Source organism: Micromonospora sp. L32 (assembly GCF_052068055.1).
GTDB lineage: Bacteria > Actinomycetota > Actinomycetes > Mycobacteriales > Micromonosporaceae > Micromonospora > Micromonospora purpureochromogenes.
This window is the reverse complement of sequence record NZ_JBQHDD010000002.1, coordinates 89,629-115,113: the sequence shown is the minus strand read 5'-3', so window position 1 is coordinate 115,113 and position 25,485 is coordinate 89,629. Positions and strand designations below refer to the sequence as shown.

Here is a 25,485-nt window from a genome sequence, read left to right as displayed (position 1 = left end):
CGAGTGCGGGGCCGGCGAAACGGTGCCTGCGTCAGGCGCGGACCCAGACCGTCACGTCGGTGGGGACCCGCCCGTCGGCGTCCAGCGGGGCGCTGCTGTGCAGCAGCTCCCCGGCCGGCGCCGGGACGGCTGCCGCGCCGAAGTTGGTCAGCACGGTGAGCCCGCCGTTGCGGAAGGTCAGCACCTCGTCGCCGGAGGAGAGCCACCGCAGCGGACCCCGGGCCAGCCCGTGCTCGCGCCGCAGCCGCAGCGCCGTCCGGTACATCTCGTACGTCGAGCCGGGCACCCCGCGCTGCCGGTCGAGGGCGTACTCGGCCCACAGCGGCGGCTGCGGCAGCCAGCTGGCGTCGGTCGGCCCGAAGCCGTACGACGGAGCGTCGGCCTCCCACGGGATCGGCACCCGGCAGCCGTCGCGGCCGCGCTGAGTGTGGCCGCTGCGCTCCCAGGTCGGGTCCTGCCGGACCTCGTCCGGCAGCGTGGTGTGCTCCGGCAGGCCCAGCTCCTCGCCCTGGTAGAGGTAGGCGCTGCCGGGCAGGGCCAGCATCAGCAGGCTGGCCGCGCGGGCCCGGCGCAGGCCGAGCGCGGCGTCCGGCTGCGGGTCGCCGATGCCGATGCCGTTCGGCCGGCCCCCGCCGACGGACAGTCCGAGCCGGGAGGCGTGCCGCACCACGTCGTGGTTGGAGAGCACCCAGGTGGTCGGCGCGCCGACGCTGTCGGTGGCCTCCAGCGAGCGGGTGATCACCGCGTACTGGGCGGGCGCGGTCCACGAGGCGAGCAGGTACTCGAAGTTGAACGCCTGGTGCATCTCGTCCGGGCGCACGTAGCGGGCCAGCCGCTCCGCCGGCTCCACCCACGCCTCGGCGACCAGGACCCGCTCGCCCGGGTACGAGTCGAGCAACCGGCGCCACTCCCGGTAGATCTCGTGCACGCCGTCTTGGTCCCACATCGGGGGCCGGGGCTTCGCCACCTCGCTGCCGGAGAGGATCTCCTGCGGCTCCTGCCAGTCGGCCAGGTCGGCCTGCTTGATCAGGCCGTGCGCCACGTCGACCCGGAAGCCGTCGACGCCCCGGTCCAGCCAGAACCGCAGTACGTCCAGGAACTCCTCGCGGACCTCCGGGTTGTCCCAGTTCAGGTCGGGCTGGCCGGTGTCGAACAGGTGCAGGTACCACTGGCCGGGCCGGCCGTCGGGATCGGTGACCCGGGTCCAGGCGGGGCCGCCGAAGACGCTCTGCCAGTCGTTCGGGGCCTGGTCGCCGTCCGGGCCGAGACCGTCCCGGAAGATGTAGCGGGCCCGCTCCGGGCTGCCCGGGGCTGCGGCCAGGGCCGCGGTGAACCACCGGTGCGCCGAGGAGGTGTGGTTGGGCACCAGGTCGACGATCACCCGCAGACCCTTGGCGCGGGCCTCGGCGATCAGCTTGTCGGCGTCCTCCAGCCGCCCGAAGAGCGGGTCGACGTTCCGGTAGTCGGCCACGTCGTACCCGGCGTCGGCCTGCGGCGACGGGTAGAACGGCGACAGCCAGACGGCGTCCACGCCCAGCTCGGCGAGGTGGCCGAGTCGGGCGGTGATGCCCGGCAGGTCACCGACGCCGTCCCCGTCGGAGTCGGCGAACGAGCGCGGGTAGATCTGGTAGATGACGGCCTCGGTCCACCACCCGGTGGCCGGGCCACCGGACTGTTCCTGGTGCCTCGCGTCGGTGTTCAGAGCCTTCTCCCTGTGTCGAGCCGTGGTGCGTCGAATCCGTTCAGTGTGCCCGCGGTGGTGCGGTCGATTCACGCACCACCAGCCGAGTGGGCAGGATCACCGGGGGGGTCGGCGTGTCGTCCCGGCCGCCGCCGACCCGCTGGTCGGGGACCCGGCCGGCGTACGGGCCGGTGGTGCGGGTGCCGAGCGGGTCGAGCAGCAGCCGGGCGGCGAGCCGGCCCTGCTCGGCGGCGGGCTGGGCGATGGTGCTGAGCCCGAGCACGCTGGCCAGGTCGTGGTCGTCGACGCCGATCACGCTGACGTCCTGCGGCACCCGCAGCCCGGCGTCGCGCAGCGCGGTGATCGCGCCCATCGCCATCTCGTCGCAGGCGGCGAAGATCGCGGTCGGTGGCTCGCCCCGGGAGAGCAGTTCGGCGGTGGCCCGGGTGCCGCCGTCGATGGTGAACTGCGACTCGACGTCGAGGCTGGGGTCGGGGCGGATCCCGGCCGCCCGCAGCGCCTCCCGGTAGCCCCGGCGCCGGTCCAGGTGGGTGGTGAAGGCCAGCTCGTCGTCCGGGTCGCCGGAGATGTGGGCGATCCGGCGGTGCCCCAGGTCGAGCAGGTGCCGGGTGGCGGTGCGGGCGGCGGCCACGTCGTCGATCCGGACGCAGGGCCAGCCGGGCACCACGGTGCCGGAGCTGATGGTGATCCCGGGCAGGTCCAGCGCGCCCAGCGCGGTCAGGTCGGCCGGCCGCAGGGGCGTGGCGACCAGCATGATGGCGTCGACGCGCTTGTGCAGGTTGGCGTTGCGCAGCACCCGCTGCCGGATCTGCTCCCGGCCGCCCAGGTTGTACAGGAGCAGGTCGTACCCGGCCTGGTGGAGGAACTCCTCGACCGCCTCCACGACGGTGCCGAAAAACCAGCGGGTGATCCGGGGGACCACCACGGCCACCGTCCCGGTCCGGCCACCGGCCAGCCGCGAGGCGCTCGGCGAGACGGCGTACTGGAGCTGCTCGGCGGCGGCGAGCACCCGGCGGCGCGTCGCGGCCGACACCGTCGGCAGGCCGCGCAGGGCCCGGGAGACGGTGGCGGTCGAGACCCCGGCGAGTCGGGCGACGTCATCAATCTTCGTCATGGTGTTCCCCCGCTCCGCGCCCGTCACCGCCGCCGCCCGCCCGGCGGGCGGCGGCGGTACGAGGCCTCAGCCCTTGACGCTGCCGGCGAGCAGGCCGCGGACGAAGTAGCGCTGCAGGGACAGGAACACGATCAGCGGTACGACGATCGAGACGAACGCGCCCGCCGTCAGCCGCTGCCACTCGTTGCCCCGGGTGCCGGCCATCTCGGCCAGCCGGACGGTCAGCGGGGCGGTCTCGTTGCCGCCCCCGGCGAAGATCAGCGCGACCAGCAGGTCGTTCCAGACCCAGAGGAACTGGAAGATGCCGAAGGCCGCCAGGGCCGGGGTGATCAGCGGCAGGACGATGGTGCGGAAGATCTTGGGGTGGGTGGCCCCGTCGACCCGGGCCGCCTCCATCAGGTCCCTGGGCAGCTGCGAGATGAAGTTGTGCAGCAGGAACACCGCGAAGGGGAGCGCGAAGCAGGTGTGGGCGAACCACACCTGGGCGAACTTCTGCTCGTCCACCAGGTCCCAGGCCGGCATCAGGGTGACGCCGGCGACGGTGACGCCGGTGGAGAAGAACTTCAGCAGCGGCACCAGCGCCATCTGCAGCGGGACGATCTGCAACGCGAAGATCGCGATGTAGAGCCAGTCCCGGCCCTTGAAGTTGATCCAGGCCAGCGCGTACGCGGCGAGCGAGGCGAAGGCGAGCGGGAACAGCACCGAGGGGATGGTGATGGCCAGCGAGTTGATGAAGTAGCTGGCGAGCTGACCCGAGGAGGACGAGCTGCCGAAGAGCACCTCCTGGTAGTTCTCCAGGGTGAACTGCGGGTTGGTGAAGAACGTCCACCAGCCCGTGCTCTTGATCTCGTCCTCCGGCCGGAACGAGGACACGAAGAGGCCGAAGGTCGGGATCGTCCAGAGCAGCGCGATGACGATCGAGATCAGCGTGGCCGTACGGCTGTTCAGCCGCTTGCGGACGCGTCCGGCGGTGGTGGTCTTCCCGGTGGCCTGGGTGCCGGCCGGGACCGTGGGCGTGGCGGTGCTCATCTCAGCCCTCCCGCTGCTGACGCAGGTTGCGGATCTGGTAGATCACGATCGGGACCACCAGGATGAACAGGAAGACGGCCAGCGCCGAGCCCTGCCCGTTCTGGCCGTACCGGAACGCCTGGTTGTACATCTCGTTGGCGATCACGCTGGTGTCGTAGTTGCCGTTGGTCGCGGTCCGGACGATGTCGAAGACCTTGAGCGTGGCGATCGACAGCGTCACCACCACGACGATCAGCGCGGGCCGGATGCTCGGCATGGTGATCTGCCAGAACATCTGCCAGGGGGTGACCCCGTCGAGGCGGGCGGCCTCCACGATGTCCGCCGGGATCGCCTTGATCGCGGCGGAGAGCACCACCATGGCGAAGCCGGCCTGGATCCATACCATGATCACGATCAGCAGCAGCGTGTTCAGCGGCGACTCCAGCAGCCACTGCTTCGGCTCGCCGCCGAGGCTGACCACGATCTGGTTCAGCAGGCCGATCTGCTCCTGGCCGTCGCCGCGGTAGGCGTAGACGAACTTCCAGATGATGCTGGCGCCGACGAACGAGATCGCCATCGGCAGGAAGATCAACGACTTGGCGACCGCCTCGAACCTGGCCTTGTCCACCATCACCGCGTAGAGCAGGCCGAACGAGGTGGCCACCAGCGGGACCAGCAGCACCCAGACCAGGGTGTTGAGCAGGACCCGGACGATCGAGTCCTCGGAGAACATCCAGCCGTAGTTGCGCAGGCCCACCCAGTCGTTGCTGCCGGCGTCCATGAAGGAGAGCAGCGTGGTCCGGATCGCCGGCACCACCAGCCCGATGGCGAGCAGCAGCAGCGTTGGCAGCAGGAAGAACAGGGCGAACAGCCCCTCCCGCGGCTTCAGCCGGCGGGGCAGTGGACCGCCGCTCGCCGCTGCGGCGACCAGCTTCTGCTCCCGACGGCGGGCGAACCAGGCCGGCACCACGTCGAGGAGCAGGAGCAGACCGCCCACCACCGCGACGAAAGCGATCAGCCCGTACATCAGCATGAGGAACTTCGGCTGTTCCTCCGCGAAGTCGAACTCCATCGACCCTCCTTCAAGGGCTCGGTTTGCGGTGGTGGCCCGGTCCGCGACGCGGACCGGGCCACCAACTCAGATCACTTCCAGCTGCCCTCGATGCCGTTGAGGACGGTCGCGGTGTCCTTGCCGTTCACCCAGTCGACCATGCCCTTCCAGAAGGTGCCCGCGCCGACCGCGGCCGGCATCAGGTCCGAGCCGTCGAAACGGAAGACGGTCTTCGGGTCCTGGAGGATGCCGACGGAGAGCTTGTCCACCGGGTTCGGCACGTTGGCCAGGTCGAGCTTCTTGTTCGCCGACAGCCAGTCGCCGATCTTGGCGCGGCTGTTGACGTACTCGCCGGAGGCCAGGTAGGTCTGCACCGCCTGGACCTCGGGACGGTCGGCGAAGCCCGCGACGAACTCGCCGGCACCCAGCACCGGCTTGCCCTTGGCCGGGTCGATGGCCGGGAAGTAGAAGGCGAAGACGTCGCCGTCCTCGGCCACCTTGGTGCCCTGCGGCCACTGGTTGGCGTAGAAGGACGCCTGGCGGTGCAGCGCGCACTTGCCGGTGGTGATCGGGACGCCCGCCTCCTGGAAGGAGGTGGTGGCGATGCTCTTCACCCCGCCGAAGCCGCCGTTGACGTACTTCTCGTTCTTGAGGATGGTGCCGGCCTTGTTCACCGCGTCGGCGACCTTCGGGTCGTTGAACGGGATGCCGTGGGTGGTCCACTGGTCGTAGACCTCCGGACCCTGGGTCCGGAGCATGACGTCCTCGATCCAGTCGGTGGCCGGCCAGCCGGTGGCGTCACCGGACTCGATGCCGGCGCACCACGGCTTGGTGCCGCTGGCCGCGATGGTGTCGCTGAGCTTGATCAGGTCGTCCCAGGTGGTCGGGACCTGCCAGCCCTTCTCCTTGAAGGTCTTCGGCGAGTACCACACGTACGACTTGACGTTGGAGCCGAGCGGAACGCCGTAGAGCTTGCCGTCGACGGTGCTGTACTTCAGCCAGTCGGGGGTGAAGTTCTGCTCGGCCAGCGCCTTGGTGTCGGCGCCGACCGTCTTGACCTTGCCCGCGTCGACGAACCGCTTGAGCAGACCCGGCTGGGGGATGAAGGCCAGGTCGGGGGCGTTGCCACCGTCGACCCGGACGCCCAGCTGGGCCTCGAACTCGCCGCTGCCCTCGTGGTCGATCGTGATGCCGGTGCAGTCCTCGAACTGCTTCCAGGACTGCTCCAGGCGGTCGGCCTCGATGTCCCGGATCGACGAGTAGATCGTGACCTTCTTGCCGTCGTGGCCCTGGTACTTCTCGTATGCGGCGCACTCCGCGGAGCCCGCGTTGCTGCTCTTCTTGTCGTTGCCGGTGCCGCAGGCGGTGGCGCCGAGCGCCAGCCCCAGTACGCCGGCGATCGCGAGAGCCTGGCGTGATCTGGCAAACGCCATGCCGTTCTCCTTCCTTGCCGGCGCGTGGAGGAGTCGAAGTCGCGCCGGTCCGATGGTCGTCCCCACATGTAAGCGCTTGCATCACCTCCGGTCCAGCCCTGGCCGGACACGGCCCGGTAACAATCCCGAAACCCGCCCAGCGGCCCTGGGAACGCTCCCGCGCAGTAGTCGCGACCTGCACCAAGCGCCACTTCCCATCGATGGAGGTTTCTGCCACGCTGTGCCCAGCAGATTGAAGAATCTCAACATTGGAGGTGCTGGATGCGTAGACGGTGGTGGAGCCTGGCCGCGGCCGCGCTGCTCGCCTCGGTGGCCCTGGTGGCCCCGGCGAGCCCCGCGCTGGCCGCGCCGACGTTCAAGGTGCCGTTCCCCTGCGGCCAGTCCTGGTCCGGGCAGACCCGGTCCGACCACAGCCCGGCGTACGCGATCGACTTCAACCGCACCGACGACCTCGGCGACCCGGTGGTGGCCAGCGCCCCCGGCACCGTCGACCGGGTCACCGACCTCGGCGGCACCAGCTACGGCAAGTACGTCCGGATCGACCACGGCGGCGGCTACACCACCTACTACGCCCACCTCAACGGCTTCAACGTCTCGGTCGGCCAGACCGTCGGCTATGGCAAGGTGATCGGCTGGGTGGGCAGCACCGGCGGCTCCACCGGGCCGCACCTGCACTACGAGCAGCGGCTCAACGGCAACGACATCCAGGTGCGGTTCAACGGCGCGCTGGCGCTCTACTGGGGCACCAAGAGCTACTCCAGCGACAACGCCTGCTCCGGCGGCACCGCCTCTGGCACGGTCAACACCGCCGGCGCGGACCTGACCGTGCGCTCCGGCCCGGGCACCGGCTACAGCGCGGTCGGCTCGGTCGCCGACGGGGCCAGCGTGACCATCTACTGCCAGACCACCGGCACCACGGTCACCGGCACGTACGGCACCAGCTCGATCTGGGACCGGATCGGCTCCGGCCGGTTCATCTCCGACGCGTACGTCTACACCGGCTACGACGGCTGGATCCCGAACGTGCCGCGCTGCTGAGGCGCGCGGACAGCGCGTAGAGCAGCGTCCGTCCGGCCGACGGCACAAACCCGACCCACCAGCGGGCGCGACAGACCCCGGACGCACGGCGCCGGGGTCGTCGCTGCCGCATCTCCAGGTCTGGGAGGACGGAGATTCCGGAAGCGACGACCCCGGCGGGTCCGGTGACGCGAAACCAGCGTCAATTGAAGATGCTGACACCACCCGGGCCGACCAGCAGGCCCACCACGATGAGGACGACGCCCCACAGGATCTGCCGGCGGAACAGCGCGAGGATGCCGGCGACCACGAGTACGACTGCGAGAATCCAGAGAATCAGCTCCATGGCGGCTGAGTACCCGTCTCTCCGATCCCGGAAACCTGGGAGATCATTCGAGGTGATCGCCCAGGTGGAAGATGCTGTACGCCTGCTTGATCACGGGGTGCGCGACGTTGCGGACGCGGACCCCGCCGGGGGTGGTGCCCCGCTCGGTGCCCGCGTGGGCGTGCCCGTGCAGGGCCAGCGCGGTCGGCGCCGAGTCGATCGCCTGACCCAGCTGGTACGACCCCAGGAACGGATAGATCTCCAGCGGTTCGCCGGCGAGCGTGTCCGGCACGGGGGAGTAGTGGGTGAGCGCGACCAGCCGGTCGCAGTCCAGCCCGCGCAGCGCCTTGCCCAGCGCATCGGCGCTCTCGTTGGTCGTCCGGACGAAGGCCTTCATCTCCGGCTCCCCGAAGTCGCTGGCGCACCGGCCGGCGAAGCCACCGCCGAAGCCCTTGACCCCGGCCACGCCGAGCCGGCCGCCGGCGCACTCCACCACCGTGCCCGTCCCCTCCAGCACGGTGATCCCGGCGCCCTCCAGCACCTTGATGACCTGCGGCACCTGGTCGCACTGGTGGTCGTGGTTGCCGAGCACGGTGATCACCGGCACCCCGAGCCCGCCGAACTCCCGGGCCACGCAGCGCGCCTCGGACTCGGTGCCGTGCCGGGTCAGGTCCCCGGCGAGCAGCAGCACGTCGGCGCAGTCCGGCAGCTCCTCCAGCGCCGGGCGGAACCGGCCGACCACGTCCTCGTCCACGTGCACGTCGCCGACGGCGGCGATCCGGATCATCGTCGGGCCCTCCTCACGGCAGCTCCTCGACCTGGGTCGGCGCCTGCGCGCGGATCACCCCGATGTCGCTGGTGATCGGCAGGTCCGGGAAGCGCTCCGAGACCCGCCGGAGGATCTCCTCCCGCCGGTGCGGGGTTTCCACCTCGCCGTAGAGGACCAGACCGCGTTCCCGGTGGACCACGGTGATGCCCTGCTCGGCGACGTCCGGATCCTCGGCGAGCAGCCGGTGGATCTCCGCCTCGACGTACTCGTCCGGCGGGCCGGCGCCATGCTCGGTCACGGTGTCTCCTCTCCCTCGGGGGTGCGGGCGTACGGCACGGGCGTGCCGCCGTACGGCACCACGTCGAGCCGGTCCAGCAGCACCAGGAACGCCTCGGCGTACGGCGAGTGCCGCGTCTCCTTCCGTACCCGTTCCCAGTCGATCTGTTCCCGCAGCGAGCGGGCCAGCGGCAGGCCGCGGGCGAAGTCGCAGTAGTGCTGCGAGAAGCTGAGCAGCTTGTGCACCATCAGCCGGGTCGCGGACAGCACCGGCATGTGGATGGCGTCCACCGGGCGCACCACGGTGTCGGCGAAGGTCTCCTCGGTCACCGGGGTCTCGATCGGTCGGTGGATCAGGTCCACCATCCGCCCCTCGTCGTAGACCTTGACCAGCCAGTCCTCCGGCGGACGCTCGGCGTTGAAGCCCTCGGCGACCAGCGCCTCCAGCGCCCGTTCGATGTCCTCCTCGCGGAGCAGGAAGTCCACGTCGTGCTCACTGGAGTGGCCGCCGTGCGCGTAGACGGCGAAGCTGCCGCCGAGGGCGAAGGGGATGTCGTTCTGCTTGAGCACGGCGGCGACCCGCTTGAGGGTGTGCAACAGGCTCTCGTCCCCGCGCTCGGCCATCTGGTTCTCCCGTCGTCGAGAAGGTGGACAGGCGGTCGGAAATGACGTTGCGTACCCGGCCCGCCCACCGCCCACACCTGGGCGGCGATCAGAGACTGGTCACCCGGCCATCAACCGGGCAAACCGCCGGTGGGCGAGCGCCGGTCGGATAACCTGTGCAGAGTGGCCAGATCATTGCGGGGGACCGGCGGCACGGCCCGACTTCGCCGGGTCGCCCTGATCGGCATTGACGGCTCGGGCAAGACGACCCAGGCGCACCGGCTCGCCGACGCGCTCACCGCGGCCGGCCGGCCCGCCACCTACCACCGCAACGCCGGCGGCCGGCGCTGGCTCGGCCGGCTCGCCAACCGGCTCGGCCGCCCCGACGCGCAGCGCCTGGTGGGGCGCAACGGCGTGCTGGCCGTGGAATCGGTGCTGCGCTGGCTGGCGATCGCGGCCGCGCTGCTGAGCTGCCTGGTGACCGGCCGCACGGCGGTGATGGACCGCTACTCCGCCTGCCAGTACGCCAGCATCCGGGCGCACGGCGGGCAGCGCTGGGAGCGGCTGGCCCGGGTCGGTTACCGGGTCTTCCCGCCCCCGCAGGTCACCTTCCTGCTCACCGTGGACCCGGCGGAGGCGTACCGGCGGATCGAGCGGCGCGGCGACGACCACGAGACGATGGGCTGGCTGACCGCCGCCGACACGGCCTACCGCACCCTGCCCGAGTACCCGAGCTTCGTGGTGGTCGACGCCGGTGGCGCGCCGGAGGACGTGGCGCGGCGCATCCGCGCCCACCTGGCGGCCTGGCTGCCGCCCGAGGCCGGCCCGCCGGCTGTCGAGGCGTCGGCCGCCGACCGGCCGGTCGCCGCGGCGATCCCGGGGCGGTCGCCGGTTCAGGCCCGCCCGTAGACCGGGACGGCCGCCCCGCTGGTCGGCGCGGAGTCGTCCGAGGCGAGGAAGCGGATCACCGGGGCGATCTCGGCCGGGGTCACCCAGCGGCGGTGGTCGGCGCCCGGCTGGGCGGCCCGGTTCGCCGGGGTGTCGATCACGCTGGGCAGCACCGTGTTGCAGCGGACGCCGGAGGCCCGGTACTCGACCGCCACCGCGTTGGCGAAGGCGAGCACGGCCGCCTTGGCGGTGGCGTACCCGGCCGCCCCTGGGAACGGCGCGAGCGCGGCCCGGGACGAGACGCAGACCACCGCGCCGCCGCCGGCCGCGATCAGGTGCGGCAGTGCCGCCTGGGTGACCAGGTAGGTGGGCCGCAGGTTGATCGAGAGCATCCGCTCGAACTCCTCGACCGGCGTCTCGTGCACCCGGCCGCCGCTGGCGTACCCGCCGACCAGGTTGACCACCGCGCGCAGCGGCGCTGCCGGGTCGTCGGCGGCGGCCCGCACGGCCCGCTCGACGCCCGCCGGGTCCATCAGGTCCGCGGTCACCCGGACCGGGCCGGACGCCGCCGGCCCCGCCCCGGTGGCGCTCTCCCGCTGGGGTACGACCACCCGCCAGCCCGCCTGGACGAAGGCGGCGGTGACCGCCCCGCCGAGCCCGCCCGTTCCGCCGGTGACCAGCACGCTGCGATCCGCCATGCGGGACACCGTAGCGTGGTGTTCGACCGCGGCGGACGGGAGCGTGATGCTGTGGTGACCGCATACGCTGCCGGAACGTGACGCGCGCGGGGGATACTTGTTGTCGGATACGCGCGGTGATGGTTGACGGGCCACCGTTCATGAAAGTAAGTTTCATCCGTGGCGAAGAGTACGAAGATTTCTGCGAGTCACGAGCCGGGTGGGCTGATCGTCCACATCAGCGGCCTGCTCCCCTCGCTGTCGCCCGCCGAGCAGCGGGTGGCCCGGCTGGTCGTCTCCGACCCGGCCGACGCCGCGCGGCGGACCATCACCGATCTCGCCACCGCCGCGGAGACATCCGAGGCCACCGTCATCCGGTTCTGCCGGTCGGTCGGCATGGACGGTTACCCCCAGTTGCGGATCCGGCTCGCCGCCGAGGCCGCCCGCCGGGTCGAGCCGCCGGACGCCCGGGTCGTCGGTGGTGACATCCCGCCCGGCGCGGACCTGGCGCAGATCATCGCCACCATCGCGTTCAACGACGCCCGGGCTGTCGAGGAGACCGCCGAGCAGCTCGACCCGGCGGTCTGCGAGCGGGTGGTCGACACCATCGCCGCCGCCGGCCGCATCGACGTCTACGGCGCCGCCGCCAGCGGCTTCGTCGCCTCGGACTTCCAGCAGAAGCTGCACCGCATCGGCCGCACCGCCTTCTACTTCCCGGACATCCACACCGCGCTGACCTCCGCCGCGCTGCTCGGCAAGGGCGACGTCGCCGTCGGCATCTCGCACACCGGCACCACCTCCGACGTCATCGAGGTGCTGGAGCAGGCCCGGGCGCGGGGCGCCGCGACCGTCGCGCTGACCAACTTCCCCCGCTCGCCGATCACCGAGGTGGCCGACTTCGTGCTCACCACCGCGGCCCGCGAGACGACCTACCGCTCCGGCGCGATGGCCAGCCGGCTCGCCCAGCTCACCGTCGTCGACGTGCTCTTCGTCGGGGTGGCCGCGCGGAACCGGGCGCGCGCCCGCAAGGCCCTGGAGGCGACCGCCGAGGCGGTCCAGTCGCACCGGGTCGGCCCGGGTCGGAGGCGCGGGTGACCGCCGGTCGGGTGGAGCCGGACGAGGCGGCGACCGTGGCCCGACCGGTGGTCCGGGTGGGCGCGCCGACCGAGCGTCGCAACCCGGACAGCGCCGACCTCGACCTGATGTCGACCCGGGACGTGCTCACCGTCATCAACGACGCCGACCGCCGGGTGCCGGCCGCCGTCGCGGCCGTCCTCGACGAGATCGCCGCGGCCGTCGACCTGGCCGTCGCGGCCCTGCGCGGCGGGCACCGGGTGCACTACTTCGGCGCCGGCACCTCCGGCCGGCTCGGGGTGCTCGACGCCGCCGAGCTGGCCCCCACCTTCAACTCCCCGCGGGACTGGTTCTGCGCCCACCTGGCCGGCGGCCCGGACGCGATGTGGCGCGCCGTCGAGGACGCCGAGGACGACGAGCGGGGCGGTGCCGCCGAGGCGGCCGAGTGCGTACGACCGGGCGACCTGGTCGTCGGCCTGGCGGCCAGCGGGCGCACCCCGTACGTCCTCGGGGCGCTCGCCGCAGCCCGGGCGCAGGGCGCCGCCACGGTGCTGCTCTGTGCGAACCCGGAGGCGCAGGCCGCCTCCTCGGTCGACGTGTTCATCGGGGTGGACACGGGACCGGAGGTGGTCACCGGGTCGACCCGGATGAAGGCGGGCACCGCGCAGAAGCTGGTGCTGAACAGCTTCTCCACGGCCGTGATGGTGCGCCTCGGCCGGGTCTACTCGAACCTCATGATCGACATGGTGGCCACCAACGCGAAGCTGCGCGGGCGGATGATCTCCATCCTGATGGAGGCCACCAACTGCTCGGAGGAGATCTGCCGGCGGGCCCTGCACGAGGCCGCCGGCGATCTCAAGACCGCCCTGGTCTCGCTGGTCTCCGGGGCCGAGGTGTCCGCCGCCCGGGCGGCCCTGGCCCGCAGCGCGCACCAGGTGCGCGGCGCGCTCGCCCTGCTCGCCTCCTGACCCCCTCCGCCGCCCCCCGGCCCGCCCACGGCCGGGTGAGACGCGGAACACGTCGCGGATGGGACGTCCCACACGCCCCGGATTGTTGTCCAGGGGGCGGGGTAATCAATCCCGGAGCGGATGAACCGACCGGTACACCGGCGCGTATCTGGCAGTGACCAGGATCGCAGCCGGGCGGTGACGAGGGTCGCTGCGTCGTTGGGGTCGCAATGGTGCGATTGCCAGGGGCGGAGGTCGATTTCCCCTGATCCGCCAGCCTGTTCGTGGTGCGGAGTCGGTGAGCCCCGAATGGGCGCTGACAGCAAACGTGGACTTGGCTTACAGCTGATACTCAGGCATTCGTGACACTTTCGACTCACGACATGGAATCCCCGACACGTCTCATCTGTTGTGTAGGTGTCAGCACCGACGGGCACAGCGGAGGTTACGGGGGAGGGCCGATGGACGTGGGGATGGCAAGGAACCGGGCAACCGGCGCGAGCGAGGGGACCGTGGGCAACGTGGACAAGAACATCGGCATGCGGACCGACGAGGTCGCCGAGGAGCGCGACCTGGTCGGCGTCTACCTTCACGAGATCTCCCGGACGCCGCTGCTGGACGCCGCCAAGGAGGTTGATCTCTCCAAGGCCATCGAGGCCGGCCTGTACGCCGAGCACCTGCTCGCCGAGGACCGCGTCCCCGAGGGCGTCGACCGGGACGACCTGGAGCGCCTGGTCGTCGAGGGCGAGCGCGCCAAGGATCTCTTCATCCGGGCCAACCTGCGGCTGGTCGTCTCGATCGCCCGCCGCTACGTCCGGTCCGGGATGCCCATGCTGGATCTGATCCAGGAGGGCAACACCGGCCTGGTCCGCGCGGTGGAGAAGTTCGACTACGAGCGCGGCTACAAGTTCTCGACGTACGCGACCTGGTGGATCCGTCAGGCCATCAGCCGGGCGATCGCCCAGCAGGAGCGGACCGTGCGACTGCCGGTGCACCTGGTCGAGGACGTCAACCGGATGCGCAACGTGGCCCGGCAGCTCACCCGTGAGCTGGGCAGCGACCCGGAGCCGGAGCAGATCGCGGCGGCCCTCGGCGTCACCGTCGAGCGGGTCAACGAGCTGGTCCGCTGGTCGCAGGACACGGTGTCGCTGGACACCCCGGTCGGCGACGACGGCGACACCAAGCTCGGTGACCTGGTCGCCGACAGCGACGCCCCGTCGCCGGAGGAGATCGTCCTCACCGGCCTGGAGCGGCAGCGGATCGAGGGTCTGCTCAACCACCTCGACGACCGGTCGGCCGGCATCATGCGGGCCCGGTACGGGCTCGAGGACGGTCGGGAGCACTCGCTCACCGAGGTCGCGTCGCGCTTCTCGCTCTCCCGGGAGCGGATCCGCCAGCTGGAGATCCAGGCCCTCGGCCGGCTCCGTGAGCTGGCCCGCGCCGAGGGGCTGCAGGCAGCCTGACCTGGTAGTAATGACGGCGAACGGCCGGCGTCCGATAGGGGGACGCCGGCCGTTCGCCGTGCCGGGACGGGGTCAGCGGACCCGGCCGTAGCCCTGGATCGGCATGATGTCCATGTCCCGCTTGAGCACGTTGCGCCCGGCGCTGGGCGCGTCGATGATCTGGCCGCCACCGACGTACAGGGCCATGTGGCCCAGGCCGCTGTAGAAGACCAGGTCTCCCGGGCGGAGATCACCGCGGCCGATGTGGGTCACCACACCCCACTGCATCCGGGTGTTGTGCGGCAGGGACTTTCCCGCCGCCCGCCAGGCGGCCGAGGTGAGGCCGGAACAGTCGTAACCGTTGGGACCGTCGGCACCCCAGACGTACGGCTTGCCGATCGCCCCGTACGCGTAGCGCACGGCCACCCCGGCGCTGCCCGCCACGGCGGGTGCGTCGGGGGCGGAGCGGGCGGCCGGCCGCGGGCTCGGCGCCTCGGTGGCCTGGCCGTACGCCGCCCGGCGCAGCTCGTAGAGGCGGGCCAGGTCGCGCTCGATCTTCTTCCTGGTGTTCGCGATGCTGCGCGCCTGTGCGGCCTCCCGGGCCAGCGTCGCGTCCAGCCGGTTCTTCTCGTCGACCAACCTGCGTTGGCTGGTGGTGAAGCCGGCGATGCGGTCCTGGCGTTCCCGGGTGAGCCGGTCGATCGTGCTGAGCCGGTCCAGCAGGGAGGCGGACCCGCCCGGTTCCAGCAGCGCCTGCGCGGTCCGCAGGCCGCCGGTCTTGTACGCGGTGACGGCCATGTGCCCGACGTCCGCCCGGCTCCGCGCGGTCTGCTCCTCCAGCGGGCCGATCCGCGCGTGCAGCGCGGCCGCGGTCTTCTTGTTGGCCTTGATCTCCTCGTTGAGCTTGTTGTAGGACTCGACGACCCGTTCCAGCTCGGTCGAGGACTTCTCGATCCGTGCGGTCAGCTCGGCCACCGACGGCTCGGCCCGAGCCACCGACGACGGGGCGATCAGCGCGGCCGTGAGGCCGGCGACCGTGAGCGTTCGCACCAGCATCCGTAAGGACGACAAGAGCGGAAGGCTCCTCTCCACGGGCCCTCGGGGGATGCTGACGCCCCCGACGGCACCGGCTCGGGGCCATCCGGACGGATGGCGGCCGACCGCGCCGGCCCGCCCAACGTAACCCGGGACGGGAGTGACGCGCAGAGGAAGCCGGGGCGAAAGTTGGCAAAGGGGCAGGAAAGGCCGCTGCGCAGCGTGACATCCCCTGACGCCGTTGTGCCGTGGCGTGCGGCGTGTCGCGGGTGCTTCGTCGCTCTTGGTCGCTTGCGCCGGATTCGTCGTTCTGGGCGGATGTCGTGGCACGTGAGCGACGACCGCCGGACAAACCCGAAATGGACGCCAGATGCGGGCGGCCCTGATCGGCCGGGCGCGGCGGAGGCGGGAATCCGACCGGCACGGCTGGCGGGCGGGCAACAGAATGGAACCCGGTGCCGGGAATCCCGCCGTGAGCAGGCACGGGGCGGTGGGAGAGCCGACGCCGCCGGCCCCTGGGAGGATGCCGTGCAGCAGGCAGACCGCTCCGCCACCCGCCCGCCGCGCTCGTCGCGCGGGACGACCCTGCTCTACGCGCGCCCGGGGATCGTGGTGACCACCGAACGGTTCACCGTCGGTCGGAACACCTTCGCCGTCGCCGACCTCACCCACCTGCGGGTGGGGCGCGGGCCGCACGACCGGCTGGCCGTGCGCGCCGTCGCGGTGACCGCCACCCTGATCACCGGCGTCGGCGTGCTGCTCGGCTTCACCGGTGGGCTGCAACGGCTCACCGCCGGGGCGTACCTGACCCTCGGGGTGGTGTTCCTGCTGCCGGTGCTGCTGGCGCTGGCCGGCGACCGCTGGCGGCCGCCGGCGTACGAGCTGTGGGGGCACTGCGGCGGCGTCGAGGTGCTGCTGTTCAGCAGCGACGACGAGCGGCAGTTCGGGCAGGTCAGCCGGGCGTTGAACCAGGCCCGGGAACTGCACCCGTATCCCGACGCGGAGGACCCGGCCGCCGCGGCCGGCTACTGGCGACCGCAGCCCCGACGGGCCTAGGTCGCCGCCCGCACGGGCCTAGCGCGCGGCGACCGGCTCCGGGGCCTGCGGCTGCCGGGCGGCGAGATCCCGGGTGACCCTGCGCTCGGCGACGAACGACACGAACGGCACCGTGCCGGCGAGCATCACCAGCAGCATCCGCTTGAGCGGCCAGTTCACCCGGCGGCCCAGGTCGAAGGTGGCGGCCAGGTACAGCATGTAGAGCCAGCCGTGCGCGGTGCCGACGACCGCCACCACGATCGGCTCGTCGAACGCGTACTTCAGCGGCATGCCGATCAGCACCAGCACGGCCAGCGCCACGCCCACGATCCAGGCGATCACGCGGTACCGGGTAAGGGCTCCGCCCACCGTCGTCCGTCCTTCCGCACCGGCCTCAGCCGGGATAGTCACCGGGCCTCGCGCCCGGATTGGCGTTCAACCATGTCAGGTAGCGGTTGTACTCGGTCAGGTCCGCGTCGTCCGGGGCGTCGACCGCGGCCGGCACCCGGGCCACCCGCACCGGGCGGCGTACCCCCGGGGCGCCCGGATCCGGCGCGGCGCCACCGGCCGTCTCCGGCGCGGCGGCGGCCGGGCCGCGCAGCGTGTGCCGGACCTCACGCCACCAGACGAAGACCACGAAGCCGGCGAAGATCGGCCACTCCACGGCGTACGCCCAGCTCAGCGTGTTGCCCGAGGCCGCCCGGCTGATCTGCCACCAGCCCAGCGCCAGGAACCCGACGACCAGCACGACCATGGCCACGTGGCGGGCGATCCACGCCGGTGTCCAGAGCCGTTTCATGGCATTGAGCGTACCGGGACGGCCGGGCGTCTCCGACGCGGTGTCGTAGGAGGGTTTGGTGACACCCCGGCTGGGCATCCGTTTAGCTGCCAGCCCGAACGAGCCCGAGGGGGCGACATGACCGAATCAGTACGCCAGTCCGGTGACGTCAGCCCGGAGCAGCGGATGACGGAGTGGGACGGCGACCACGCCCGCGACACGTCGGCCACCGGCGCGCACGTCGACGGAGAGCTGCTCGGGGTGGACCCGGCGGAGCTGGACGACGAGGACCTGATCCGGGAGATGCAGAGCCTGCACCGCACCCGGCTGGACACGCTGCGCCACGCGGCCGACTCCGCGCTCGCCCACCACCTGCGCCGCACCGCCGAACTGGAGACCGAGTACCTGGCCCGGCACCCCGGGCGCGAGGTGGATCCGAGCCGGCTGCGGGACGCCTGATGGGCACGCACGCCGAGCGGGGGATGTCCGCGCCGCCCGAGGTGGTGTTCAACACCGCGACCGACCCGGACCGGGCCTCGGCCTGGCTGCCGGAGCCGCTTCGGTCCGACGGTGGGGAGCACCCCCAGGCCAGCGCCGACGACCTGCGGGCCCGGTGGAGCAGCGACTCCGCCCCCGGGTGGTCGGCGGAGATCCAGGTGGAGCCGGCCGACGCCGGCGGGTCCCGGGTCCGCCTCGACCTGACCGGCGGGGACGACGGCCTGGCCGACGAGACCCTTACCAACCTCGCCCGCGAGGTGGCCGACAACCTGACCGCGGGATGAGCGGAACGTGACGAGAAACGAGGAGACGTAGTGACCCAGGGCGGGCTGAAGCAGAAGGTGGCGCGGCTGCGCCAGGCGTACGCGCCGCACGAGCACCGGCCGCTGGGCGGTTACCTGGCCGCGATGGGCACGTACGCCACCGTCACCGCGTCCCTGGCCGGCCTGGTGCGGGCGACCGGCCGGCCGGTGCCCGACCGTCCCGCCCCGGCCGACGTGGTGCTGCTCTCCATCGCCACGCACAAGCTCAGCCGGTTGCTCTCCAAGGACGCGATCACCAGCCCGTTGCGGGCCCCGTTCACCCGTTACGACCACCCGACCGGCAGCGGCGAGGTGATGGAACACGTCCGCGACCGGGGCAGCTCGACCCGGCACGCCATCGGCGAGCTGCTGAGCTGCCCGTTCTGCCTGGCCGTCTGGGTCGCCACCGGCCTCACCGGCGGCCTGGTGCTCGCGCCCCGGCTGACCCGGCTGGTGGCCACCGCGCTGACCGCCGTCGCCGCCTCGGACTTCCTCCAGATGGGGTACGCCGTCGCCCAGCGGGCCGCCGAGGGCGGGGAGCACGACGAGGAGTGACCCGTACGCGCGAAGAGGGCCGGCGGTGCCGGCCCTCTTTCGCGTCGTCCCGCTCAGGTCGGGGTGGTGCCGTGGTCCTCGCCGGCCCAGCCGCGCGAGGCCTCCGGCTCACGCTCGTCGGCGTCCTCGTCGGTGATCACGTCGCGGTCGACCGCGGTGCGGTCGTGCTCGTTGGCGAAGTCCGGCTCGGGGGTGGTGTCCCGGCCCTCCGGGGGCTGGCCGAGCGCCGGCACGGACTCGTGCTCATGCCCCTCGTGGTGCGTCATGCCGTCGTCCTCTCGTCGTCCTCGTCCACCCCCGTGCGCCGCGCGCTCAGGCCACCGAACCGCCCAGCAGGTCGGCCACCTCGTCCGCCGCGTACTCGCCCTGCGGAAGCGCGGCGATCCGGGAGAGCAGCGTCGGCGGCAGCTCCGCGGCGACCGCCCGGCGGTAGATGTCCGCCTGGCTGATCCGCTCCTGGCCGTGGTAGATGTCGTCGAGCAGCTCGTCGAGCTGCCGGGTGTCGACCTCGTCGGTCACCGGTGCGTCATCGGTCACTCCGCCCAGCTACCCCCACCCGAATCGCCCAAACCCGTGCAGAGGCTGTCGGGTCTCCCGACACCCGCTCAGGCGGGGGTGGGCAGGGCCGCCCGGCGGGCGCGGACGGCGGCGGCCAGGTGGTCCAGGACCTCGGCGGTGGTGTCCCAGCCGATGCAGGCGTCGGTGACCGAGCGCCCGTAGGTCAGCTCCCGGGTCGGGTCCAGGTCCTGGCGGCCGTCGAGCAGGAAGCTCTCCAGCATGATGCCGACGATCCCGCGCTGCCCGGCGGCGAGCTGGGCGGCCACGTCGGCGGCGACCTTCGGCTGGTTGCGGTGGTCCTTGCCGCTGTTGGCGTGGCTGGCGTCGACCACCAACCGCTCGGGCAGGCCGGCGGCCCGCAGCAGGTCCAGCGCGCCCGCCACCGACTCCGCGTCGTAGTTCGGCCGGCCACCGCCGCCGCGCAGCACCAGGTGCCCGTCGGCGTTGCCCCGGGTGTGCATGATCGCCGGGGTGCCGGAGACGTCGATGCCGGGGAAGACGTGCGGCACGCCGGCCGCCCGGATCGCGTCCACCGCCGTGCCGATGCTGCCGTCCGGGCGGTTCTTCATGCCGATCGGCATGGACAGCCCGGAGGCGAGCTGCCGGTGCACCTGGCTCTCCACCGTCCGGGCGCCGATCGCGCCCCAGGCCACCGTGTCGGCGATGTACTGCGGGGTGATCGGGTCCAGGAACTCGCAGCCCACCGGCAGGCCGAGGCGGAGCACGTCGAGCAGCAGCGCCCGGGCGGTCCGCAGGCCGAGGTTGACGTCGCCGGAGCCGTCCAGCGCCGGGTCGTTGATCAGGCCCTTCCAGCCCACCGTGGAACGCGGCTTCTCGAAGTAGACCCGCATCACCACCAGCAGGTCCTCGGCGTGCCGGTCGGCGGCCTCGCGCAGCAGGTGGGCGTACTCCAGGGCGGCGGCCGGGTCGTGCACCGAGCAGGGGCCGACCACCACCAGCAGGCGGTCGTCGGCGCGGTCCAGCACCCGGCCGACCGCGCGTCGGCCGGCCAGCACGGCCGAGGCGAGCGGGGCGTGCAGGGGCAGGTCGTGCAGGAGCAGGGCGGGCGTGGTCAACGGCACGACGCGGTCGATCCGTTGGTCGATGACCGCGTCGGTCTCCGGGGTGGTCACGGTGGGCATCCTTTCGCCGACCGTGCCCGGGGCCGGTACCCGGGTGGAGCCGGCTGCTCGTACGCAGAAGGGCAGGAGCTTCAAGCTCCTGCCCGGCCGGCTCGAAAACGAAGGTGACGTCAGCTCATGGCGAGGTCACCGGCGTCGGAGCCGGCTGCCTAAACCATCGATACGAGCGCGTCACGTCGGCCAGCGTACCCGACCGGACGGGCAAGGCTCACCGGGGCGTCCGGAAAGCCTCGCCTCATGTTTACCTCCGTCGATGCCACCACGGGTAACTTCATCGGCACCGCTCGCATCCCCAGGAGGTAACCGATGGACCGTCGTACCGTCCTGCGCGCCACCGCTGCCGGCGGGGCCGCCGCCTTCGCCGGCAGCCTCTGGTCCGGCGCCGCGCTCGCCGCCCCGGCCCAGCCGGGCGTCGGCCCGTACGGGCCGCTCGGCACCGCCGACGCCCGCGGCCTCCAGCTGCCCGCCGGCTTCACCAGCCGGATCGTCGCCCGGTCCCGGCAGGTCGTGGCCGGCACCTCGTACACCTGGCACGACGCCCCGGACGGCGGCGCCTGCTTCGCCACCGGCACCGGCTGGATCTACGTCTCGAACTCGGAGATCACCACCACCGGCGGCGCCTCGGCGATCCGGTTCAACGCCGACGGCACGATCGCCTCGGCATACCGGATCCTGTCCAACACCAACCGCAACTGCGCCGGTGGGGCGACCCCGTGGGGGACCTGGCTCTCCTGCGAGGAGGTCAGCCTGGGATACGTCTACGAGACGTACCCGCAGGGCGGGACGAGCGCCGTGCGCCGGCCCGCGCTCGGCCGCTTCAACCACGAGGCGGCGGCCGCCGACCCGGTCCGCAAGGTGATCTACCTGACCGAGGACGAGAGCAGCGGCTGCTTCTACCGGTTCCGCCCCACGGTCTGGGGTGACCTCTCCGCCGGCACCCTGGAGGTGCTGGTCGCCGGCACCGCCACCAGCGGCCCGGTGAGCTGGGCGCGGGTGCCCGACCCGGACGGCTCGCCGACCACCACCCGCCAGCAGGTCTCCGGCGCGAAGAAGTTCAACGGCGGCGAGGGCTGCTGGTACGCCGACGGCACCTGCTGGTTCACCACCAAGGGCGACAACCGGGTCTGGGCGTACGACGCGGTCAACCAGCGGATCGAGCTGGCGTACGACGACTCGCTGGTGACCGGCGGCACGGCGCCGCTGACCGGGGTGGACAACATCACCGGCGCCCGCTCCGGCGACCTCTACGTCGCCGAGGACGGCGGCAACATGGAAATCAATCTGATCACCCCGGACGAGGTGGTCGCGCCGTTCGTCCGGATCACCGGGCAGTCCTCGTCGGAGATCACCGGCCCGGCGTTCTCCCCGGACGGCAGCCGGCTCTACTTCTCGTCCCAGCGCGGCACCTCCGGCTCCTCCTCCGGCGGGATCACCTACGAGGTGCGCGGCCCGTTCCGCTGAGTCTCCGCCCGGCCGGTCCGGCGCCGCACGCGCCGGACCGACCCACGGCGATCTTGTGGCGTGTCGGGCGGGCCGGCGGGGTATGAGACCCGGCATGAGTCACGAGCAGAGCGACCAGGAACGGGTGGAGTCCCGCGCCCACCTGCTGCCCGAGGAGGCGTCGGTCGGCAGCGAGGACGCGCAGGCGCAGGCCGACGCCATCCTCACCGAGTCCGACATCCGGGAGGAGGACCAGAACGCCGCCCCGGACACGGTGCTGGAGCACCGCACCTCTGATCAGACCGTGACCCCGATCGAACCCCCCGACTGATCGACCGCGCCCCGGCCCCGGCGGGACCCCCGGTAGCTCTGCTCACGCAGCCAGGCGAGCGGACCCGCCATCCGCAGGCCCGCCGGCAGGTTCCGCACCGGGTCGAAGGCCAGCGCGGCGTCCGTCCGGGCGTCCAGTTGCCCGCCGAGGGTGACCTGGCCGAACGGCCGCCACGGCCCGACGGCGGACGCGACCGCGAGCACCAGCCGCGGCGCATCCGCCCGGGTTGCCGCGGCGACCTCGGCCAGACTCCGGCCCAGGTCGGAGGAGTCCGGGTCGGCCAGCGCCGCCAGCCAGAGCCGCCGCGTCCCCACCCGGAAGGGCATGATCGAGCTGTACGTCCCGGCGAAGCGCCGCCGGGGCAGCGGCATGTTGCGCAGCACCGGGGCGGCCCCGCTGGAGCTGACCAGCAGGTCGAACGCCCGGGCGTCGGCCAGGTGCAGCCGGACCGCCAGCCCCAGCACGTCCGGCCAGCCGTCCGGGGTGGGCACGCCGCGGGAGAACCGGACGGTGGCGCGGTGCCGGCCCGGCTCGTCGAGCAGCGCGACGCCGGTCGGCGGTCCGGGCGTACCCCAGATCATCACCTCGGCGGTGAACGACCGGCCGGTCGGGTGCAGCAGGCGGGCCCCGCGCCAGCGGGTCAGGACGGCGGCGGCCCCGGCGACGGCGACGGAAGCGCCGGCGGCGACGGACTGCGAGGGGGTCGGCATGCCGCTGCGGTACCCCGCGCCGCCCGGTAGATGCCCGCCGCGCCGCGTGGGCTCGCCGACGGATGAGCAGTCCCCTTTCCGTCCGGGAGATCGGATAGCGTCGGGTCATGCCCGACAGCGGTTACCCCTGGCCCATCGAGACGACCCGACTGGACAACGGCCTGCGCGTGGTGGTGAGCGAGGACCGCACCGCTCCGGCGGTGGCGGTCAACCTCTGGTACGACGTGGGCTCCCGGCACGAGCCGACGGGGCAGACCGGTTTCGCCCACCTCTTCGAGCACCTGATGTTCGAGGGCTCGCTCAACGTCGCCAAGACCGAGCACATGAAGCTCATCCAGGGCTCCGGTGGTTCCCTCAACGCCACCACCAACCCGGACCGGACGAACTACTTCGAGACCGTCCCGGCCGAGCACCTGGAGCTGGCGCTCTGGCTGGAGGCCGACCGGATGGGCGGCCTGGTCCCGGCGCTCACCCAGGAGACGCTGGACAACCAGCGCGACGTGGTGAAGAACGAGCGCCGCCAGCGCTACGAGAACGTGCCGTACGGCGACGCCTGGCTGCGGCTGCTGCCGCTGCTGTATCCGCCCGGCCACCCGTACCACCACGCGACGATCGGCTCGATGGCCGACCTGAACGCCGCCGACCTGGTCACCTTCCAGGCGTTCCACACCACCTACTACGCGCCCAACAACGCGGTGCTCACCGTCGTCGGCGACGCCTCCGCCGCCGAGGTCTTCGCGCTCGCCGACAAGTACTTCGGCGCGATCCCCGCGCGCGAGGAGATCCCGGCCGCGCCGGACGGCCGGACCGTCACGGCCACCGGCCGGGCCGCCGTCGAGACCGTCACCACCGACGTCCCCGCCCCCCGGGTGTACGTCGCGCACCGCACCCACCCCTTCGGCACCCCCGGGTACGACGTGGCCACCGTGCTCGCCGCGGTGCTCGGCAGCGGCCGGGGCAGCCGCCTCTACCAGCGCCTCGCGGACGGGGAACGGATCGCCCAGCCGGACCTGGTCGGGGCGTACGGAGTCGACCTGGCGCACGCCCCGGCGCCGCTGATCGCCACCGCCACCGCCCGCACCGGGGTGGGCGCCGAGCGGCTGGCCGCCGGGGTCGCCGAGGTGGTCGACGAGCTGGCCACCGTGCCGGTGACCCACGCCGAGCTGGACCGCGCCAAGGCGCTGCTGAGCACCGCCTGGTGGCGGCAGATGTCCACGGTGGACGGCCGGGCGGACACCCTCGGCCGGTACGCCACCCAGTTCGGCGACCCGGCCAAGGCCGCCGAACGGTTGCCGGCCTGGCTGGCGGTGACCGCCGACCAGATCGCCGAGCAGGCCGCCGAGCTGCTCGGCGCCGACGACCGGGTGACCCTGACCTACCTGCCGGAGGAGACCCCATGACGCTGATCACCGCCCGTCCCGGCGCGGGCACCCCCCGCCCGTACCGGTTCCCCGCCGTGGTCCGCCGGGAGGTCGCCGGCGGCCGGGTGGTCGCCGCGCACCTGCCCGGGCAGAACCTCGCCGTGGCGGTGCTGCTGCTCGACGCCGGGGCCGGCCGCGAGCCGGTCGGCAAGGAGGGGCTCGGCGGGGTGCTGGCCAAGGCGTTGGAGGAGGGCACCGCCCAGCGGGACGCCACCACCTTCGCGCTCGCCGTCGAGGGGCTCGGCACCGAGCTGGTGACCGGGCTGGACTGGGACTCCTTCCAGGTCAGCGTGCAGGTGCCGGTGGACCGGTTGAGCGCGGCGGTGGAGCTGCTCGCCGAGGCGGTCCGTACGCCCCGGCTCGACCCCGACGACGTGCGCCGGGTCCGCGACGACGAGGCGACCGCGCTGCGGATGGACTGGGCCAACCCCGGCCCGCGCGCCGACGCGGCGCTCCGCGCCGACCTCTTCGGCGCCGACAACCGGTGGGGCCGCCCGATGTACGGCGACCCGGACTCGGTGGCCGCGCTGGACGTCGAGGACGTCACCGTCTTCCACTCGGAGTGGTTCCTGCGGCCCGGCACGCTGATCGTCGCCGGCGACCTGGACCGCCTCGACCTGGACGCGCTCGCCGCGGCGGCGTTCGCCGGCACCGGCGGCGGCCCCGCCGATCGCGGTGGCCCGATCGAGGTGCCGCTGCACACCGGGCGGCGGATCCTCCTGGTGGACCGGCCCGGCTCGGTGCAGTCGACGCTGCGGCTCGGGCACCCGTCGCCGCACCGCGCCCACCCGGACCACGTGCCGATGACGCTCGCCGGCACGGTCCTCGGCGGGGCGTTCACCTCCCGCCTCAACCACCTGATCCGGGAGGTGCGCGGCTACACGTACGGCATCCGGGGCGACTTCGCCTCGTCCCGCCGCTTCGGCCGGTTCGCGGTCAGCTCCGGCGTGCAGAACGCGGTGACCGCGCCGGCCCTGGTGGAGGCGGTCGGGGAGATCACCCGTACCCGGGTCGGCGGGGTGACCGCCGACGAGCTGGCGGTGGCCAGCTCCTGGCGGGCCGGCCAGCTGTCGGTCGAGTTGCAGAGCCCGCGGGCGATCGCGTCGGCGCTGACCACCCTGGTGGTGCACGACCTGCCGGACGACTACCACGCCCGGCTGCGGGAGGCGCTGCTCGCCGCCGACGTGGCGGAGGTCTCCGCCGCGGCCGCCGCCCACCTCCACCCGGAGTCGCTGACCCTGGTGGTGGAGGGCGACGCGGCGGTGATCCGCGACGAACTCATCGCGACCGGGCTCGGCGAGGTGACGGACGCCACGCTCTGATCGGGGCGAATCCGGTCCGGGCGGTGGGAAAG

29 protein-coding genes and 1 pseudogene are annotated in these 25,485 nt (G+C 72.7%); 13 read left to right on the top strand and 17 right to left on the bottom strand.

Features of this window, described 5'->3' with window-relative positions; genetic code table 11:
• Window positions 1-31: 31 nt before the first annotated feature.
• The 5 genes from ACTMTB_RS05165 to ACTMTB_RS05145 all read right to left on the bottom strand — a co-directional run bounded on the left by ACTMTB_RS05165 (window position 32) and on the right by ACTMTB_RS05145 (window position 6,308).
• Window positions 32-1,702 (bottom strand): glycoside hydrolase family 13 protein, encoded by a 1,671-nt coding sequence (locus tag ACTMTB_RS05165; protein ID WP_441143980.1) that lies wholly within the window; start codon window positions 1,700-1,702, stop codon window positions 32-34.
• Between the two features lie 40 nt (window positions 1,703-1,742).
• Window positions 1,743-2,816, bottom strand: coding sequence for a LacI family DNA-binding transcriptional regulator (locus ACTMTB_RS05160; RefSeq protein WP_441142831.1), 1,074 nt, complete (start codon window positions 2,814-2,816; stop codon window positions 1,743-1,745).
• Between the two features lie 66 nt (window positions 2,817-2,882).
• Window positions 2,883-3,845 carry a carbohydrate ABC transporter permease gene (locus tag ACTMTB_RS05155; RefSeq protein ID WP_154942333.1) on the bottom strand — a complete coding sequence of 321 codons (963 nt, stop codon included), beginning with the start codon at window positions 3,843-3,845 and terminating at the stop codon, window positions 2,883-2,885.
• Between the two features lies 1 nt (window position 3,846).
• Window positions 3,847-4,896, bottom strand: coding sequence for a carbohydrate ABC transporter permease (locus ACTMTB_RS05150; protein WP_280836058.1), 1,050 nt, complete (start codon window positions 4,894-4,896; stop codon window positions 3,847-3,849).
• 71 nt (window positions 4,897-4,967) lie between these two features.
• Window positions 4,968-6,308 (bottom strand): ABC transporter substrate-binding protein, encoded by a 1,341-nt coding sequence (locus ACTMTB_RS05145; protein ID WP_238449322.1) that lies wholly within the window; start codon window positions 6,306-6,308, stop codon window positions 4,968-4,970.
• A 261-nt stretch (window positions 6,309-6,569) separates the two neighbouring features.
• Between ACTMTB_RS05145 and ACTMTB_RS05140 the strand changes: the two genes are divergently transcribed.
• A complete protein-coding gene (locus ACTMTB_RS05140; protein ID WP_441142828.1) occupies window positions 6,570-7,346 on the top strand; it encodes a peptidoglycan DD-metalloendopeptidase family protein in 777 nt (258 codons plus the stop codon).
• A 181-nt stretch (window positions 7,347-7,527) separates the two neighbouring features.
• Here ACTMTB_RS05140 and ACTMTB_RS05135 read toward each other — a convergent pair whose 3' ends face one another.
• The 4 genes and pseudogenes from ACTMTB_RS05135 to ACTMTB_RS05120 form a co-directional block, all read right to left on the bottom strand.
• A complete protein-coding gene (locus ACTMTB_RS05135) occupies window positions 7,528-7,671 on the bottom strand; it encodes a GPGG-motif small membrane protein (RefSeq protein ID WP_165947907.1) in 144 nt (47 codons plus the stop codon).
• Window positions 7,662-8,437: pseudogene (locus ACTMTB_RS05130) on the bottom strand (metallophosphoesterase family protein). The gene ACTMTB_RS05135 and the pseudogene ACTMTB_RS05130 overlap by 10 nt, the downstream one beginning before the upstream one ends.
• 13 nt (window positions 8,438-8,450) lie before the next feature.
• Complete coding sequence (locus ACTMTB_RS05125; RefSeq protein ID WP_088960633.1) at window positions 8,451-8,717, bottom strand: hypothetical protein; 267 nt, start codon at window positions 8,715-8,717, stop codon at window positions 8,451-8,453.
• On the bottom strand, window positions 8,714-9,394 hold the full coding sequence (locus ACTMTB_RS05120) for a nucleotidyltransferase (RefSeq protein ID WP_441142825.1): 681 nt from the start codon (window positions 9,392-9,394) through the stop codon (window positions 8,714-8,716). Before ACTMTB_RS05120 ends, ACTMTB_RS05125 begins: the two co-directional genes overlap by 4 nt.
• 87 nt (window positions 9,395-9,481) lie before the next feature.
• Here ACTMTB_RS05120 and ACTMTB_RS05115 point away from each other — a divergent pair, with 87 nt between their 5' ends.
• Window positions 9,482-10,207: a dTMP kinase gene (locus ACTMTB_RS05115; RefSeq protein WP_441142823.1), complete on the top strand. Its 726-nt coding sequence runs from the start codon at window positions 9,482-9,484 to the stop codon at window positions 10,205-10,207.
• On the opposite strand, the gene ACTMTB_RS05110 is transcribed toward ACTMTB_RS05115, so the two are convergent.
• Window positions 10,192-10,884 (bottom strand): SDR family NAD(P)-dependent oxidoreductase, encoded by a 693-nt coding sequence (locus tag ACTMTB_RS05110; protein ID WP_441142821.1) that lies wholly within the window; start codon window positions 10,882-10,884, stop codon window positions 10,192-10,194. The two genes, ACTMTB_RS05115 and ACTMTB_RS05110, sit on opposite strands and share 16 nt — an antisense overlap.
• A 159-nt stretch (window positions 10,885-11,043) precedes the next feature.
• On the opposite strand from ACTMTB_RS05110, the gene ACTMTB_RS05105 reads away from it, so the two are divergent.
• The 3 genes from ACTMTB_RS05105 (at window position 11,044) to ACTMTB_RS05095 (ending at window position 14,347) form a co-directional block, all read left to right on the top strand.
• The gene (locus tag ACTMTB_RS05105) at window positions 11,044-11,958 is read left to right on the top strand and encodes a MurR/RpiR family transcriptional regulator (RefSeq protein WP_334571474.1); all 915 of its coding nucleotides are present in this window, start codon (window positions 11,044-11,046) and stop codon (window positions 11,956-11,958) included.
• Window positions 11,955-12,905 (top strand): N-acetylmuramic acid 6-phosphate etherase, encoded by a 951-nt coding sequence (murQ, locus tag ACTMTB_RS05100; RefSeq protein WP_280836066.1) that lies wholly within the window; start codon window positions 11,955-11,957, stop codon window positions 12,903-12,905. The genes ACTMTB_RS05105 and murQ overlap by 4 nt, the downstream gene beginning before the upstream one ends.
• 452 nt (window positions 12,906-13,357) lie before the next feature.
• Complete coding sequence (locus tag ACTMTB_RS05095) at window positions 13,358-14,347, top strand: sigma-70 family RNA polymerase sigma factor (protein WP_210775679.1); 990 nt, start codon at window positions 13,358-13,360, stop codon at window positions 14,345-14,347.
• A 72-nt stretch (window positions 14,348-14,419) separates the two neighbouring features.
• On the opposite strand, the gene ACTMTB_RS05090 is transcribed toward ACTMTB_RS05095, so the two are convergent.
• The gene (locus tag ACTMTB_RS05090) at window positions 14,420-15,397 is read right to left on the bottom strand and encodes an NlpC/P60 family protein (RefSeq protein WP_441142818.1); all 978 of its coding nucleotides are present in this window, start codon (window positions 15,395-15,397) and stop codon (window positions 14,420-14,422) included.
• 492 nt (window positions 15,398-15,889) lie between these two features.
• On the opposite strand from ACTMTB_RS05090, the gene ACTMTB_RS05085 reads away from it, so the two are divergent.
• On the top strand, window positions 15,890-16,417 hold the full coding sequence (locus ACTMTB_RS05085; RefSeq protein ID WP_441142816.1) for a DUF6232 family protein: 528 nt from the start codon (window positions 15,890-15,892) through the stop codon (window positions 16,415-16,417).
• Between the two features lie 18 nt (window positions 16,418-16,435).
• On the opposite strand, the gene ACTMTB_RS05080 is transcribed toward ACTMTB_RS05085, so the two are convergent.
• Window positions 16,436-16,765: a DUF3817 domain-containing protein gene (locus tag ACTMTB_RS05080; protein WP_210775676.1), complete on the bottom strand. Its 330-nt coding sequence runs from the start codon at window positions 16,763-16,765 to the stop codon at window positions 16,436-16,438.
• Between the two features lie 25 nt (window positions 16,766-16,790).
• Window positions 16,791-17,195 (bottom strand): hypothetical protein, encoded by a 405-nt coding sequence (locus tag ACTMTB_RS05075; RefSeq protein WP_441142813.1) that lies wholly within the window; start codon window positions 17,193-17,195, stop codon window positions 16,791-16,793.
• A 117-nt stretch (window positions 17,196-17,312) separates the two neighbouring features.
• Here ACTMTB_RS05075 and ACTMTB_RS05070 point away from each other — a divergent pair, with 117 nt between their 5' ends.
• From ACTMTB_RS05070 to ACTMTB_RS05060, 3 genes are read left to right on the top strand one after another with little or no spacing between them, the layout of a single operon-like run.
• Window positions 17,313-17,633: a DUF6158 family protein gene (locus tag ACTMTB_RS05070; RefSeq protein WP_441142811.1), complete on the top strand. Its 321-nt coding sequence runs from the start codon at window positions 17,313-17,315 to the stop codon at window positions 17,631-17,633.
• Window positions 17,633-17,956 carry a hypothetical protein gene (locus ACTMTB_RS05065; RefSeq protein ID WP_350799688.1) on the top strand — a complete coding sequence of 108 codons (324 nt, stop codon included), beginning with the start codon at window positions 17,633-17,635 and terminating at the stop codon, window positions 17,954-17,956. The genes ACTMTB_RS05070 and ACTMTB_RS05065 overlap by 1 nt, the downstream gene beginning before the upstream one ends.
• A 30-nt stretch (window positions 17,957-17,986) precedes the next feature.
• Window positions 17,987-18,529 (top strand): DUF1360 domain-containing protein, encoded by a 543-nt coding sequence (locus tag ACTMTB_RS05060; RefSeq protein ID WP_441142809.1) that lies wholly within the window; start codon window positions 17,987-17,989, stop codon window positions 18,527-18,529.
• A gap of 53 nt (window positions 18,530-18,582) precedes the next feature.
• Here the strand turns inward: ACTMTB_RS05060 and ACTMTB_RS05055 are convergent, their stop codons facing one another.
• From ACTMTB_RS05055 to ACTMTB_RS05045, 3 genes are all read right to left on the bottom strand, one after another.
• Window positions 18,583-18,795, bottom strand: coding sequence for a hypothetical protein (locus ACTMTB_RS05055; protein ID WP_441142807.1), 213 nt, complete (start codon window positions 18,793-18,795; stop codon window positions 18,583-18,585).
• Between the two features lie 46 nt (window positions 18,796-18,841).
• Entirely contained in the window at window positions 18,842-19,066 is a 225-nt protein-coding gene (locus tag ACTMTB_RS05050) for a hypothetical protein (RefSeq protein ID WP_334571487.1), read from the bottom strand.
• A 68-nt stretch (window positions 19,067-19,134) separates the two neighbouring features.
• Entirely contained in the window at window positions 19,135-20,229 is a 1,095-nt protein-coding gene (locus ACTMTB_RS05045; RefSeq protein WP_441142804.1) for a 3-deoxy-7-phosphoheptulonate synthase, read from the bottom strand.
• Window positions 20,230-20,535: 306 nt separating this feature from the next.
• Between ACTMTB_RS05045 and ACTMTB_RS05040 the strand changes: the two genes are divergently transcribed.
• Window positions 20,536-21,690 (top strand): alkaline phosphatase PhoX, encoded by a 1,155-nt coding sequence (locus ACTMTB_RS05040; protein ID WP_441142802.1) that lies wholly within the window; start codon window positions 20,536-20,538, stop codon window positions 21,688-21,690.
• A gap of 94 nt (window positions 21,691-21,784) precedes the next feature.
• Window positions 21,785-22,000 carry a hypothetical protein gene (locus ACTMTB_RS05035; RefSeq protein WP_179801491.1) on the top strand — a complete coding sequence of 72 codons (216 nt, stop codon included), beginning with the start codon at window positions 21,785-21,787 and terminating at the stop codon, window positions 21,998-22,000.
• On the opposite strand, the gene ACTMTB_RS05030 is transcribed toward ACTMTB_RS05035, so the two are convergent.
• A complete protein-coding gene (locus ACTMTB_RS05030) occupies window positions 21,967-22,710 on the bottom strand; it encodes a phosphodiesterase (protein WP_441142800.1) in 744 nt (247 codons plus the stop codon). The two genes, ACTMTB_RS05035 and ACTMTB_RS05030, sit on opposite strands and share 34 nt — an antisense overlap.
• 107 nt (window positions 22,711-22,817) lie before the next feature.
• Here ACTMTB_RS05030 and ACTMTB_RS05025 point away from each other — a divergent pair, with 107 nt between their 5' ends.
• Window positions 22,818-24,110, top strand: coding sequence for a M16 family metallopeptidase (locus ACTMTB_RS05025; RefSeq protein WP_441142798.1), 1,293 nt, complete (start codon window positions 22,818-22,820; stop codon window positions 24,108-24,110).
• Window positions 24,107-25,453 carry a M16 family metallopeptidase gene (locus ACTMTB_RS05020; protein WP_441142796.1) on the top strand — a complete coding sequence of 449 codons (1,347 nt, stop codon included), beginning with the start codon at window positions 24,107-24,109 and terminating at the stop codon, window positions 25,451-25,453. Before ACTMTB_RS05025 ends, ACTMTB_RS05020 begins: the two co-directional genes overlap by 4 nt.
• Window positions 25,454-25,485 lie beyond the last annotated feature (32 nt).